This is a genomic window from Shewanella chilikensis (genome assembly GCF_002836945.1).
GTDB classification, from domain to species: domain Bacteria; phylum Pseudomonadota; class Gammaproteobacteria; order Enterobacterales; family Shewanellaceae; genus Shewanella; species Shewanella chilikensis.
Genome location: NZ_NIJM01000023.1, coordinates 31,035 through 44,997, shown reverse-complemented (window position 1 = coordinate 44,997; position 13,963 = coordinate 31,035). Strand labels below are relative to the sequence as shown.

Here is a 13,963-nt window from a genome sequence, read left to right as displayed (position 1 = left end):
CAGCGGATGATCCCGGGCGAATACCGCCTCAATGAGGCACTGGGCGACATTGAAATCAACACTGACCTGCCCAAGTTGAAAATTTCGGTGGCTAATCTGGGTGACAGGCCAATTCAGGTCGGCTCGCATTTCCACTTTTACGAGGTCAACCCCCAACTGGCGTTCGAGCGCGAGCAAACCAAGGGGTTAAGGCTAAATATTCCGGCCGGCATGGCAATCCGTTTCGAGCCCGGCCAGCAAAGAACCGTGGAGCTGGTGCCCTTTGGCGGTCGCCGGGCCATCTATGGTTTTCGCGGTGCCATTATGGGCGCACTGGAGGCAAAATGAGCAAGTTATCACGACGGGCCTACGCCGACATGTATGGCCCAACTAAGGGCGACCGGGTACGGCTGGCCGACACTGAGCTCTTCCTCGAAGTAGAGCAGGATTACTGCCGTTACGGCGAAGAGGTCAAGTTTGGTGGCGGCAAGGTGATCCGCGATGGCATGGGCCAGAGCCAGGCACTGGCGGCCGACTGTGTCGACTTGGTGATCACCAACGCCCTGATCTTGGATTACTGGGGCATAGTCAAGGCAGACATAGGCATTAAAGACGGCCGCATTCAGGCCATAGGCAAGGCCGGTAACCCAGATGTGCAGGATGGTGTCAACATAGTAGTTGGCCCGGCAACCGAAGTGGTGGCCGGTGAAGGTAAGCTGGTCACCGCCGGAGGGGTGGATACCCATATCCACTTTATCTGCCCACAACAGGCCGAAGAAGGTCTGGTCAGTGGCGTCACCACTTTTATCGGTGGCGGCACAGGGCCTGTGGCCGGCAGTAACGCCACCACAGTCACTCCGGGGATCTGGAACATGCACCGGATGCTGGAAGCCGTGGACTCACTGCCAATCAACATAGGCCTGTTCGCCAAGGGCAATGTCAGCAATAAGGAAGCACTGCGGGAACAGATAGCGGCCGGTGCCATGGGTTTCAAGATCCACGAGGACTGGGGGGCTACGCCAGCCGCCATAGATCATTGCCTGCAGGTGGCCGATGAGATGGATGTGCAGGTAGCCATTCACTCGGACACACTCAACGAAGCCGGCTTCTATGAAGAAACCATCAAGGCGATCGACGGCCGGGTCATTCATGTGTTTCACACCGAAGGCGCCGGTGGCGGCCATGCCCCGGATGTGATCAAGTCAGTAGGAGAAGCCAATATTCTGCCGGCCTCCACCAATCCCACCATGCCTTACACAGTCAACACTGTGGATGAGCACTTGGATATGCTGATGGTCTGTCATCACCTGGATCCGGCCATTGCCGAAGATGTGGCCTTTGCCGAGTCGCGCATTCGTCGTGAGACCATAGCCGCCGAGGACATACTGCATGATCTCGGAGCCATCTCAGTGATGTCCTCCGACTCCCAGGCCATGGGCCGGGTCGGGGAAGTGATAATGCGTACCTGGCAATGTGCCCACAAGATGAAGCTGCAGCGCGGGCCTCTGACGGGAGACACGGAGCACAACGATAACCAACGCATTAAGCGCTATCTGGCCAAGTACACCATCAACCCGGCGATCGCCCATGGCATAGCCCATGAGGTGGGTTCGATAGAGCCGGGCAAACTGGCCGATATCGTGCTCTGGGATCCGGCATTTTTCGGGGTTAAACCCGCACTGGTGCTCAAGTGTGGCCTGACCGCTTACGCCCCTATGGGCGACATCAATGCGGCCATCCCCACTCCGCAACCCGTGCACTATCGCCCCATGTATGCCTGTTTTGGCCAGGCGCTGCACAGCAGCTCCATGCTGTTTCTGTCCAAAGCGGCCATCGCAGCGGATATCCCAGGTAAGTTGGGGCTCAAGAGTCGCATAGGTGAAGTGAGGGGCTGTCGCAACATAAGTAAAAAACAGATGCTGCATAACGACTATACCCCGGAGATCCAACTGGACTCCCAAACCTATGAAGTCAAGGCCGATGGTATGCCGCTGGTGTGTGAACCGGCCACTGAGTTGCCCATGACCCAGCGCTACTTCCTGTTTTGATATACAGGCCTTGAAACCAAGAGGAGCAAGTTTAGATGATCCATTTCTGTCAACGCCTGGAAGCCGATGAATGCCAACAGCTCCCGACACTGCAGCTGTGGCTGTCGATGGATGAGCGGGTTCGCAGCCGCCAAAGAGTGACCTTGAGTGACGGCAGCGAAGCCGGATTGTTTCTGCCACGCGGTACTGTCCTCAAAGAAGGCGATATTCTCAAGGCAGAAACGGGCGAGTTGGCCAAGGTTTGTGCCAAGGCCGAGAACCTGTCCGTGGTCAGCAGTTCAGACCCACTGCTGCTGGCTCGTGCCTGCTATCACCTGGGGAATCGTCATGTGCCGCTGCAGATAACCCAAGGCCAATGCTGTTACCTGCACGATCATGTTCTGGACGAGATGATTAAGGGACTCGGACTCACGGTCAGCTATCGCCAGGACAAGTTCCAACCCGAGGCGGGAGCCTATGGTGGCAGTGCCCAGGGCCATAGTCACGGTAATAGTCACGCTCATAGTCACGGCAATAGTCATGGGCACTATCACGGACATGGTCACGACCACAGCCATGAGCACTAATATCAACCCAGGCCGGGTTCCAGCCCATGGGCAGCTGGGCCTTGAGCCTCAGACCAAGGCACCCGGCGAGCTTGGCCGCTTGCGCCTCTATCAGTTGGTGAGTCCGTCTCTGCCTGTGGGGGGCTTTACCTATTCCCAAGGACTGGAGTGGGCCATAGAGCGGGGCTGGGTCAAAGACCCTGTCACCCTGGGACACTGGCTGCAAAACCAACTTAAAGACAGCCTGGCCACCTTGGAGCTGCCCTTGCTGATGCGTCTGTGCCAGGCGCTGGCGCAAGAACACATCTCTGCGGCGAGCGACTATTGCCGATTACTGCTGGCCAGTCGCGAAACCGCAGAACTAAGGCAGGAAGAACGCCAGCGCGGTCAGGCCTTTGCCAAACTGCTGCCACAGCTGGGGATCCCACTTGCGCCCGAGGAGCGGGAGCTGGTGCTGCAAACCCAACTGGCGGCCTTTGCCCTCGCAGCCAAACACTGGCAACTGCCGACATATGAACTGTGTGAAGCCTATTGCTGGAGCTGGCTCGAAAATGCCGTCACTGCCGGCGTCAAGCTGATCCCCCTGGGACAGAGTGCCGGTCAGCAGCTGTTGCTGCAACTGAGCGCCGAGATCCCCGAGGCGCTGCAAAAGGCGCAAGACTGGCCCGAAGCCGATATCGGCAGTTATACCCCGGCACTGGCCATTGCCAGTGCCCGCCATGAAACCCAATACACCCGACTGTTTCGTTCATGAGAGAAAATATGCAAACAACCAAACAACCTTTGCGCATAGGCGTTGGCGGCCCCGTTGGTTCGGGCAAGACAGCACTGTTGGAAGTTCTGTGCAAGGCGATGCGTGACAACTACAACCTGGCCGTGGTCACCAACGATATCTATACCCAGGAAGACGCCAAAATTCTCACCCGCGCCGAGGCCTTGAGCGCCGACCGCATAATAGGCGTGGAAACCGGTGGCTGCCCCCATACGGCAATTCGCGAAGACGCCTCTATGAATCTCGCGGCAGTGGAAGAACTGACGGCGCGCCATCCCGGCCTGGATCTGGTCTTTGTCGAGAGTGGCGGCGACAACCTCAGTGCCACCTTCAGCCCAGAACTGGCAGATCTGACCATCTATGTAATAGATGTGGCCGAGGGCGAGAAGATCCCCCGTAAGGGCGGCCCTGGCATTACCCGCTCCGATCTGCTGGTGATCAACAAGATAGATTTGGCGCCCTATGTCGGAGCCTCGCTGGAAGTGATGGCCGAAGATACCACCAGAATGCGCCCCAACAAGCCTTGGGTATTTAGCAACCTCAAGCAGGGGCAAGGGGTGGCTGAAATCATCGACTTTATTGTCACCCAAGGCATGCTGGATCAGCACTGAGCCAGAGCAGTGCCTGCCATCTGGGCAGGCACTGTTTTTTGATATCCAGTCCTTTAGGTGGCACACCGACCGACTTGTGGCATACTCAGGCGAAACCACCTTGGGAGCCTAAGATGCATCTGTGTCACTGCCAACTTGAGCAACATGGCGAGGCGATACGCGCCATCTTCAACCATGCCATTGCCCATACCACAGCCCTTTATGAATATCAGCCCAGGAGCGAGCAGCAGATCCGCGACTGGTTCGGCGCCAAACAGCAAGGCAACTGGCCGATTCTGGGCGCCGAGGATGAGCAGGGGCAACTGTTGGGATTTGCCAGCTTCGGCCCCTTTCGCGGCTATCCGGCCAACCTCTACTCGGTGGAACATTCTGTGTATGTGCACCCGGAGCATAGAGGCAAAGGGGTGGCGCGCTTTCTGATGCAGCATTTGATAACCCAGGCCCGGGAGCGCGGCATACGCACCATGGTGGGCGCCATAAATGCCGGAAACCAGGCCAGTATCGCCCTGCACCTGAAGTTGGGGTTCAAACACTCAGGCACCCTACCCCAGGTGGGCTATAAGTTCGACCGCTGGCTGGATTTGGCGTTTTATCAGCTTATGCTGCCGGGACCTGCCGAGCCCTAACCCTTTCGGGCACGAGCCGATTTTCGTCTTATACTCCTGAAAAAATTCATCATTCCCGGGCAATCCGCTATCTGCGTCGCCATCTTCAAGATTTTCCGTATTCTGCTCAACAACTGAAGCTTGCCCATCGTAGTGCTCTGTGGAGTAGTACTGATAGCCACCTTGATTTGTTGATGAGCTACAGCCATCCCCATACCGCCATGGGTAGCCAGATGTACATCACCACCCCGCGGAGCCCCTCAGTGCGCGGCAAGGTCATAGATGTGCCCGTCACCCCCAACAAACTGCTAAAAGAGGGCGAGTGGCTGTTCCGGGTCAATCCGACTCCTTATCAAACAGAAGTCACCCGGCTGTAAGCCAGCCTGGAGCAGACCAAACAGGCAGTATTGGGGCTTGACGCTGTCTATAAGGCCGCCGAGGCCAGTCGCATCAAGGCCGAGCTGATCTTCCGCGCTCTGCCGGGCAAGGTGTTTCAAGCCGAAGTGGTCGAAGTGCTGCCGGCCTTAGGTGAATCTCAGGTGCAGGCGCAGGGACAGCTCTATGGCTCGTCACAAATTCGCCTCAACGGCCAACCTCTGGTGAAACTCAAGCCGCTGGATGATCTGAGTCAGTATCATTTGCCACTGGGCACCAATGTGGAGATTGCCATCTATTCCGACAGCTTTGAGCATGTGTCAATCATGCGTAAGGTATTGATAAGGAATGAAAAGCTGGCAAAACTATCTCTATCTGGATCACTGAGACTCCTTATCGACGCAAAAGCCTTTGGCAAGAGTAAAAAGCCCCGAGGGAAACTCCCGGGGCTTTTGGTATCCTATCTCAGCCTCAGCCGATGGCGGCCTCGGGAGCCGCCTGGAAGCGCCTGGCGTGATAGAGGCAGAAGAGTGCAAACCAGGCGGCACTCACCAGGAAACCGGCCAAGGTGGAATGCAGCAGCCCCATGGCCAGATACCCCAGCGCTGCCCCGAAGGCGACGGTCAGAGCATAAGGCAACTGGGTCAGCACATGATCTATATGGTGACAGCCGGCGCCGGTGGCCGACAGAATACTGGTACTGGAGATGGGCGAGCTGTGGTCGCCAAACACAGCGCCGGCCAGCACAGCCGACAACATGGGCAGCAGGAGTTGAATATCGCTGGCGGCGGCCATATCACCGGCGAGCGGCAACATGATACCGAAAGTGCCCCAGCTGGTGCCTGTGGCAAAAGCCATAGCGCAGGAAAGCACAAACACCACCACAGGCAGCAGCCCTGTGGGCAGGTTGCCGTTGGCCAGGCTGGCGAGATATTTGCCGGTTTCCATGTCACGCACCACGGCGCCTATGGTCCAGGCAAACAGCAGTATGTTGATCGCCGGCAGCATGGCCATAACGCCTCTGGGGGCGGCACGCAGCCAAGTGGATATCCCAAGACCGAGACGCAGAGCCAACAGGCCGGACACCGCCAGGCTGCAAAGGGCGCCATAAACCAAAGACGAACCCACATTGGTATGTTCAAAGGCGCCCAGCACACTGAAGGCCTGACCATTGGTGGCCAATACCTGGGCCCCGGAGTCCAGCATAAAATAGATACTCGCCGCCGTCAGTGTCACTATAGGCAACACCATATCCAGCATGCCGCCGCGGCTGTCGGCCGGGGCTTCCATATCCAGCCCTATTGGCCGGCCCTTGGATTCATCCCAGAGCTTGCCTTCGAGCGCCCGCTGCTCATGCTGTCGCATCGGCCCAATATCCAGTTGGAAGGCGATCACCACCACCACCATGATCAGGGTAAATACCGCATAGAGGTTCATGGGGATCATCTGCACGAAGGCGGCGATCGGGCTCTGGTCTGTCACCCCATGGGCCACGAGTATGCCGCCCACCAGGGCGATGATATAGGCCCCCCAGGAGGAGATGGGCATCAATACGCATACAGGCGCCGCGGTTGAGTCCAGCAGATAGGCCAACTTGGCGCGGGAGATCTGGAATCTGTCGGTCACAGGGCGGCAAATGGGCCCCACCGACAGGCTATGGAAGAAGTCGTCAATAAAGAAGGCAAACACCATCAAGCCGGTGAGCGACTTGGCGCCCTTGCGGCTCTGGCAGCGCCTAGCGGCCCATTCGGCGAAGGCCCGGGTCGCCCCCGAGGCGGTCATCAAGCTGATAAGCCCACCCAGCAGCAGCATAAACAGCAGCATATTCAGGTTATCGCTGTTGGGAGCACCATCGACCCAGAAGATTTTCAGCACACTGTCAAACAGATAGCGCAGCGATTGCAGCGGTGAAAACTGCTGTAACATCAGGCTGCCGGCGACTATGCCTACTCCAAGGGAGAGCAGTACTCTACGGGTGATGATCGCCAGCGCAACCGCCAGCAGAGGAGGAACTATGGACCAGGGAGAGTCCGCAAAATGCATGATATTCATGATCTCTTTACACCTAAAACAACTAAGGTGGAGATCTACCGATAGGATCGAAGAAACTCAGACCAAGGAGGGCAGAAACTTCTCAGCTCCTTCAGGTAGCGCTCCATAGTGGATGACTATGGCAGTCCTGCACCTGTTAGATACAGAACCAGCAGTCAGGTTCGATGGCCTGGCTACTTCGGCGCCGACTCCTTTCCCCGGGCCTCAAAGGCATCACCCTCTTCCCGGTTACTCTTAGGCAGCGCGCCTCTACTCAAAGGTATTCGACTGGCATTCTAACTATCACGGCCCCAATAGCAAGCCGGATTGTGCCTCTGGCGGTAAATATCCCGCCCGGCGGGCATTAAGCCCAGGGTAAGTGACTCATGTCACGGCCTACAAATACCGGCACCGCTTGTTCATGAGCCACGGTTAAAAAGCGCTTTGCCCCATCAGCGAGCTACCGGCTCCCCCAAATGCTTACTTCAGTCACGCAGCTTGTAGCTGACCTCGACCCTGTCGGAGAAAGTTACCTGGCCATACTCATAGCTCTGGTTGATAGCGCCTTCGGCCATCATGGCGGCCTTGTACATCACAGGACGCACCGGGCCTTGGTCGAAATAACGAATCGACCAGACGCCATCGAGTTTCTCGCCGAATCCGGCTGCCAGCTCACTGGCCTTTTGCTTGGCATCTTCAATGGCCGCCTGCCGCGCCTGCTTGCGCATCTCGGCTTCTTTACTGGACTTAAGGTTAATCTGGTTCACCTTGTTGATCCCGCCTATTAGCGCCGAGTCCAGTATGGGGTTGAGCTGATCCAACTGTTTCACCAACACTGTCACACTGCGACTGGCGCGATAGCCCTTGAGCTCGGGCGCCTTGTCCTTGAGGTAAACATACTCAGGTTGCAGATTCAGATTGGCGGCGGCAATCGACTCCTTGGCGACCCCAGCCTTGAGCAGGCGCTCGATAAAAGCGGCCACCGCTTGGTCGGATGCGGCCTTGGCCGCCTTGGCATCAGATTCGCTTAATGACACTTCAACATTGATTTCGGCCATATCGGGCTCAACCTGTATCTGGCTGACGCCTGTAGTTTCCAGCAGAGGTCTATCCTGGGCCAGTACCGAGTGGCTCATCAGAGTAGCGGGTAACAGTGCGCCTATCAGCGCCAGATTCAGCAGAGATTTTTTCATCTTGGTTCTCCAAAAAGTTCGCTTCGTTGACCATAGAAACGCAGCCAGCTGACAAAAGGGTTAAAAAATCAAAAAATTTTTCAACGACGTTTTGAAGCGGCAACCGAGATGGCAACATAGAACATAAATTAACCAGCCCAACTGTACCTTTTCTATGGCTGAGGTATAATCGCCGCCAATTTTACCGGCACCCAAGCGTGCTCCATCAGCTTTAGCATTGCGGAAAACAGCTCTTGAAGAAATCAGTCGACATATTTGATCCCAAGCAGACCACGACTCTGGACACTCCGGCCAAGACTCTGGCACAGGAAAACAGCCCTGCCGAGGCCCAAACCAGCGGCAATCGCATCGGCTTTGTCAGCCTGGGCTGCCCCAAGAACCTGGTGGATTCCGAGCGGATCCTCACCCAACTGCGCATCGACGGCTATGAGGTTACCAACAGCTATGACAATGCCGACCTGGTAATAGTCAACACCTGTGGCTTTATTGATGCCGCGGTGGAAGAGTCGCTGGATGCTGTGCGTGAAGCGCTGGAAGAAAACGGCAAGGTGATAGTCACCGGCTGCCTGGGCGCCAAGGAAAACCAGATCCGCGAAGTGCATCCGGATGTACTGGAGATCACCGGCCCCCACAGCTATGAAGCCGTGCTGAACCATGTGCACAAATATGTGCCCAAGCCGGAGCACAACCCCTTCACCTCGCTGATCCCGCAAGCCGGGGTTAAGCTGACCCCCAAGCATTATGCCTACCTGAAGATTTCCGAAGGCTGCGACAACCGCTGTACCTTCTGCATCATTCCGGCGCTGAGGGGCGATCTGGACAGCCGCAGTGTCGGCAGCGTACTGGATGAAGCCAAACGCCTGGTGGAAAGCGGGGTTCAGGAAATTCTGGTCGTCAGCCAGGACACCTCGGCATACGGCAAAGACAAGGGCGGCCGCACCGATTTCTGGAACGGCATGCCGGTGAAGCAGGATATCACTACCCTGGCCCGCCATCTGGGTAAGATGGGTGTGTGGGTACGCCTGCACTATGTCTACCCTTACCCTTGGGTCGATGAGCTGATCCCGCTGATGGCCGAAGGACTGATCCTGCCCTATCTGGATCTGCCGCTGCAGCATGCCAGCCCTCGCGTGCTCAAGATGATGAAGCGTCCCGGCCGGGTCGACCGCCAGTTGGACGCCATCAAGAAATGGCGTGAGATCTGCCCGGATCTGGTGATCCGCTCAACCTTTATCGTTGGCTTCCCCGGTGAAACCGAAGAGGATTTCGAAATCCTGCTGGACTTCCTGCGTGAAGCAAGGCTGGACCGCGTAGGCTGCTTCAAGTACTCGGAAGTCGATGGCGCCGTGGCCAATACCTTGGCCGAGCTTATCAGTGAAGAGGTCAAGCAGGACCGCTATGAGCGTTTCATGCAGGTGCAGGCCGAGATCAGTGCCGAGCGGCTGGCGCGCCTGGTAGGCCGTGAGCTGGATGTCCTCATCGATGATGTGGACGAGGAAGGCGCCATTGGCCGCTGCTATGCCGATGCGCCTGAAATCGACGGCATGGTATTCTTAAACGGGGAAGTGGAACTGAGCCCAGGGGACATGGTGCGCGCACTGATCACTCATTCTGATGAGCACGATCTGTGGGCCGAACTGGTGCAAATGCCGGAATAAACTCTCCCAACACCTTGGAGAAACCTTTCTTGAGGTGTCAGCAGGGTGAAAAGATTAGAGTCATAAAATCAAAAGGGGCAACACCCTGTTGCCCCTTTCCATTGCGTCCTTTACGACTGTATGATCCTTTGCCCTTCTTCGGCTTCTCGCTGCGACAGCGAAACAGTGAACTGGTCACCACCGCCTTGAGGGCGTTATCTTTGATCTGTCCACGACCGGATTCATGCTCCAGCAGTGCGGTCTGCTTAATATGTTTGGCCATATCGGCTCCTTATTTCAATTGGATGAGACTTGCCCAGCCATACCGGACAAAAATCGCGCAAATATTATCCTCTTTTATTAAAATAACCAAGTATCGGCTCCAGGAAAATATCACGAGTATTTTACCTATGCTAGCAACCCGCCGTATTATTCAGCCTGCGTTAGCCCCACCCGGAGGAGTTATTCTTTGATCATCAAGTTCTGTTTGACACTGCTGACGCTCGTTTGTGCGGCACAAGTGTTTGCCACAGAAAATTGTGAGTTAACCATGGGATATCGCACCAACGCCCGGCCACCCTATATTGCTGAAGCACCGGATAACAGCGGCCTCTATCTCAACCTCTATCAAGAGGCAGCAGCGAGAATAGGTTGTAGTCTTAAGGTAGTGCGAGCACCGAAAAAGCGTATTCTACGGGAAATCGCCAAGGGCAATATCGACTTTTACCCTGGGTTGGCCTTCTCCAAAGAACGCCACAACTATGCACATTTTATCGTTAACGGCCTGTCTGAACGCTATATAGGCGTCAGCCGCGACGACTTGACTGACATCACTTCGCTGCAGCAATTGGTGGATAAACAATTGGTGCTGCTGATCTCCCCCGGTAGCTATCAGCTGGGTGGTTTACCAAACAAATTGATAGTGCGCAAGCCACCGGACATGAGCACAGACTCCGCGATAGCCTTTCTCACACAGCATCAAGGGGATTTCTATGTCTACGATGAATCAACCCTGAGGTACTGGCTGCAAAATCATCCTCAGCACGGGCTAAAACTGCATCCCAACTGCTGCGATAACTGGCGGCCAGGTCACCTGGGCTTCTCACGCAAGAGCCGTTATTTCAGCGCCGACGTAAACCCCAATTATGTCGCCGCCAAGCCGATATCCATTGACAACAGCCCTTGGGAATTACAAGCAGGCAGCATAGCCTACGCACTACAGCAAGTCTTGTCTCAAATGGCCAACAGCGGGGAAACCGAGCGGCGTTATCAAGACTATATGCAACAGGTATCACAGCCTGCTGCGACGCCTTAGTTCCCCTAAGCCTAAACAAGGGCTCTAGTCCCTGTGGTTCAGCCTGAGTCCAGCATGCCAGGGGTACACTGGCGTTTTTGGCCGTAAAGAGTTAATCAGATGTTTTCCCGTAAGCCGTTAACGCCACAGGCACAGTTGGACTTGGCCATGAACTTGATGGCCGAAGAGGAACAGCACTTGAAAACCGCGCTGGAACTGGTGCTGCTCAGCAGTCAACAAGCGATAAACAAGCGCCTGCAGCGGGCGAAAATCGATGCCGAAATCTTCCCGCCGGTTCACCGGGACTATCTTAATGCCATGGCACTGCAACATATGTTCACCATCTTGCATCAAGGGGATGAACAGAGAGCCCACAGTATCTGCAATAACTTAAAAGAGCTCAGCCAATATCTGCCACTCAACTTTGAGGATAGTGACTCGGGTGAGGAAGCATATCACCCTGCATGATGCCCAATAAGCCCGTAACGTTTTGATAAAAATGAACATGCCCAAAAGCCCGCATTGACAGCGGGCTTTTTCCAAGCGTTTTTAGCCGTTTGCCAACTCAGTTACCGGCTATCTTCATCTCATCGAGCAAGATTGCCCCGGTACGGATGCTGGAGCGCAAATCCCTGTCGCTGGAAACCGCCTGCATGGAGCGGTACATCTGCTTCAGGTTACCGGCTATGGTGATCTCCTCGACCGGGAACTGGATTTCGCCATGCTCGACATAGAAACCGGCGGCGCCGCGGGAATAGTCGCCGGTGACCATATTCACGCCTTGGCCCATCACCTCAGTGACTATGATCCCCCGGCTCATGGAACGCACCAACTCATCAAAACTGTGGCCGGTATCGGCCAGCGTCCAGTTATAGATGCCGCCGGCATGGCCGGTATTGACCAGTCCCAGCTTGCGCGCCGAGTAACTGGTCAGCAGATAACTCTCCAGTATGCCGTCACGGACTATGTCCCGCTCACGGGTCGCGACCCCTTCGCTGTCATAGTTGGCACTGGCCAGGGCACCCTTGAGATGCGGCTGCTCGGCAATGCTGAACCATTCAGGGAAAATCCGGGTGTGGATAGCATCCTGCAGAAAGCTGGACTTGCGATACAGGCTTGAGCCACTGATGGCGCTGACCAGATGCCCCACCAGACCTGTGGCCACTTCGGGCGCAAATAGCACGGACATTTTGCCGGTTGCCAGTTTGCGGGCACCGAGACGGGCAACCGTCTTATCGGCGGCCTTAATCCCCACCTGCTCCGGGCTCAACAAGGCGTCGAAGCGGCGGTTGATACCATAGTCATAGTCGCGCTGCATATCGCCGTTTTCTTCGGCGCCAATCACCACACAGCTCAGGCTGTAGCGCGAGCTGCAGTAACCCTGCAGGAAACCATGGCTGTTGCCATAGACCTTGACGCTGTTGTGGGCGTTGGCACTGGCACCATCCGAATTCTTGATCCTCGGGTCTCTGTCCAGCGCTGCAGCTTCGGCGCGAATGGCCAACTCGGCCAACTCTTCCGGGCTGGTGTGACGGGGATGATAGAGATCCAGATCGGGAAAATCTTTCGCCATCAACTCAGAGTCGGCCAACCCGCTGGCAGGGTCTTCACTGGTATAGCGGGCGATACCATCGGCGGCCTTAACCGCCTGGCGAATCGCCTCCGGCGACAGATCCGAAGTGGAAGAACTGCCCTTGTGTCCATCGCGATACAGGGTGATCCCCAGCGCGCCATCCTTGTTGAATTCGACGGTTTCCACCTCTTTGAGGCGAGTGGAAACACTCAGACCCTGTTGCTTGCTGATGGCCACCTCGGCAGCACTGGTGCCCAGGCTATTGGCATACTCCAGCGCCATCGCCACCGCGTCTTTCAACGCACTCAGTTCACTATCAATAAAATTTGCAGACACAGGTTTACTCTTGAATTGGCTAAACTGCCCCTAGCATAACAAAAGCCGGCTTTATTCACATAACCACGACAGATCAATTTTGCTGCCGTAGAAGACGAAGCGCCAAGGGGGATGCTACAATCAGCGCCAGTATCAGAGGAAAGACTTTATGAAAATAGTTGGCGATTCAGAGCATTTTAAACAGCCTTATGATGAGGACGAGGACTATATCAGCAAGACCTCGCTCAAACGCGACAGTGAAGAGGCTCAGGATCTGGGCAAACAGCTGGCAGCGCTGAGCAAGAGTCAGTTGGCCAAAATTGAGCTGGGTGAGTCCCTGTTTGATGCCATCATGCAAACCAAGAACATCAAGCCCAATACCGAGGCCTTCCGTCGTCAGTTGCAGTTTATCGGCAAGCTGATGCGCAACGAAGATCTTGAGGCGATTCAAACCTCGCTTGAGCGGGTGCTGAACAAGAACAACGAAGCGGCCGCCAAGGCCCAGGTATTTGAGAAGTTGCGTGACCGTTTGCTCAATGGTGGCGATGCCGAAGTGCAGTCCCTGCTGGAAGAACATCCGCAACTGGACAGACAAAAACTCAGGCAACTGGTGCGTCAGGCCAATAAGGAACTGGCCAAGGGGCCTCAGTCCAAGTCCTCTGCCGAGCTGTTCAAGTATTTGCGCAGCGAACTGGAAAACTGATCCCGTAATTCGCACTGTATAAAACTGCCGTTCTTGGAGTTTTGATGTTATGTATAAGCATTAATACTCATATAGTTAACACGGCGATATATTCTTCTGTTTAGGTGCCAGTTTATCACTGTGATACTCTGTCACCGAACAGTGAGTTTCACCCTCACCGGCTCCCTATCCCCTATAGGCTTAGTCCACTTCTTCGTGATGTGAATCAAGGCGTGATCGGCACACAACAAACCGCTTTGTAAGCTTCGCCCTCTTTCAATGAGGGTGCCATGAGTAGCTATT

At 55.6% G+C, this 13,963-nt stretch carries 15 protein-coding genes and 1 riboswitch; of the genes, 11 read left to right on the top strand and 4 right to left on the bottom strand.

Annotated elements, in window-relative coordinates:
- Nucleotides 1–6 precede the first annotated feature (6 nt).
- The 7 genes from CX651_RS10620 (at nt 7) to CX651_RS20105 (ending at nt 4,937) form a co-directional block, all read left to right on the top strand.
- Nucleotides 7–327, top strand: a complete 321-nt coding sequence (locus CX651_RS10620) for an urease subunit beta (protein WP_101055978.1) — start codon at nt 7–9, stop codon at nt 325–327.
- A complete protein-coding gene (gene ureC, locus CX651_RS10615) occupies nt 324–2,027 on the top strand; it encodes an urease subunit alpha (protein ID WP_101055977.1) in 1,704 nt (567 codons plus the stop codon). Before CX651_RS10620 ends, ureC begins: the two co-directional genes overlap by 4 nt.
- A 35-nt stretch (nt 2,028–2,062) precedes the next feature.
- The gene (gene ureE / locus CX651_RS10610; RefSeq protein WP_101055976.1) at nt 2,063–2,593 is read left to right on the top strand and encodes an urease accessory protein UreE; all 531 of its coding nucleotides are present in this window, start codon (nt 2,063–2,065) and stop codon (nt 2,591–2,593) included.
- Nucleotides 2,484–3,326 carry an urease accessory protein UreF gene (locus tag CX651_RS10605; protein WP_232788332.1) on the top strand — a complete coding sequence of 281 codons (843 nt, stop codon included), beginning with the start codon at nt 2,484–2,486 and terminating at the stop codon, nt 3,324–3,326. The genes ureE and CX651_RS10605 overlap by 110 nt, the downstream gene beginning before the upstream one ends.
- Before the next feature lie 8 nt (nt 3,327–3,334).
- On the top strand, nt 3,335–3,955 hold the full coding sequence (gene ureG, locus CX651_RS10600; RefSeq protein ID WP_101055974.1) for an urease accessory protein UreG: 621 nt from the start codon (nt 3,335–3,337) through the stop codon (nt 3,953–3,955).
- Between the two features lie 113 nt (nt 3,956–4,068).
- Nucleotides 4,069–4,581 (top strand): GNAT family N-acetyltransferase, encoded by a 513-nt coding sequence (locus tag CX651_RS10595; protein ID WP_101055973.1) that lies wholly within the window; start codon nt 4,069–4,071, stop codon nt 4,579–4,581.
- Between the two features lie 173 nt (nt 4,582–4,754).
- Nucleotides 4,755–4,937, top strand: a complete 183-nt coding sequence (locus CX651_RS20105; RefSeq protein ID WP_224865825.1) for a hypothetical protein — start codon at nt 4,755–4,757, stop codon at nt 4,935–4,937.
- Between the two features lie 469 nt (nt 4,938–5,406).
- Here CX651_RS20105 and CX651_RS10585 read toward each other — a convergent pair whose 3' ends face one another.
- Both CX651_RS10585 and CX651_RS10580 read right to left on the bottom strand, forming a co-directional pair.
- Nucleotides 5,407–6,987: a Na+/H+ antiporter NhaC family protein gene (locus tag CX651_RS10585; protein ID WP_101055972.1), complete on the bottom strand. Its 1,581-nt coding sequence runs from the start codon at nt 6,985–6,987 to the stop codon at nt 5,407–5,409.
- A gap of 88 nt (nt 6,988–7,075) precedes the next feature.
- Nucleotides 7,076–7,247: riboswitch (Lysine riboswitch) on the bottom strand.
- A gap of 204 nt (nt 7,248–7,451) precedes the next feature.
- A complete protein-coding gene (locus CX651_RS10580; RefSeq protein WP_101055971.1) occupies nt 7,452–8,159 on the bottom strand; it encodes an oxidative stress defense protein in 708 nt (235 codons plus the stop codon).
- Between the two features lie 233 nt (nt 8,160–8,392).
- On the opposite strand from CX651_RS10580, the gene rimO reads away from it, so the two are divergent.
- Nucleotides 8,393–9,817 carry a 30S ribosomal protein S12 methylthiotransferase RimO gene (rimO, locus tag CX651_RS10575; RefSeq protein ID WP_039033558.1) on the top strand — a complete coding sequence of 475 codons (1,425 nt, stop codon included), beginning with the start codon at nt 8,393–8,395 and terminating at the stop codon, nt 9,815–9,817.
- Between the two features lie 37 nt (nt 9,818–9,854).
- On the opposite strand, the gene CX651_RS10570 is transcribed toward rimO, so the two are convergent.
- Entirely contained in the window at nt 9,855–10,079 is a 225-nt protein-coding gene (locus CX651_RS10570) for a ribosome alternative rescue factor ArfA (protein WP_096141104.1), read from the bottom strand.
- Nucleotides 10,080–10,265: 186 nt separating this feature from the next.
- On the opposite strand from CX651_RS10570, the gene CX651_RS10565 reads away from it, so the two are divergent.
- Nucleotides 10,266–11,111: a substrate-binding periplasmic protein gene (locus CX651_RS10565; RefSeq protein ID WP_101055970.1), complete on the top strand. Its 846-nt coding sequence runs from the start codon at nt 10,266–10,268 to the stop codon at nt 11,109–11,111.
- Between the two features lie 99 nt (nt 11,112–11,210).
- A complete protein-coding gene (locus CX651_RS10560; RefSeq protein WP_101055969.1) occupies nt 11,211–11,558 on the top strand; it encodes a hypothetical protein in 348 nt (115 codons plus the stop codon).
- Between the two features lie 97 nt (nt 11,559–11,655).
- On the opposite strand, the gene pmbA is transcribed toward CX651_RS10560, so the two are convergent.
- On the bottom strand, nt 11,656–12,999 hold the full coding sequence (gene pmbA, locus CX651_RS10555; RefSeq protein ID WP_101055968.1) for a metalloprotease PmbA: 1,344 nt from the start codon (nt 12,997–12,999) through the stop codon (nt 11,656–11,658).
- Between the two features lie 148 nt (nt 13,000–13,147).
- Here pmbA and yjgA point away from each other — a divergent pair, with 148 nt between their 5' ends.
- Nucleotides 13,148–13,681: a ribosome biogenesis factor YjgA gene (gene yjgA / locus CX651_RS10550; RefSeq protein ID WP_101055967.1), complete on the top strand. Its 534-nt coding sequence runs from the start codon at nt 13,148–13,150 to the stop codon at nt 13,679–13,681.
- The last annotated feature ends 282 nt before the right edge of the window (nt 13,682–13,963 follow it).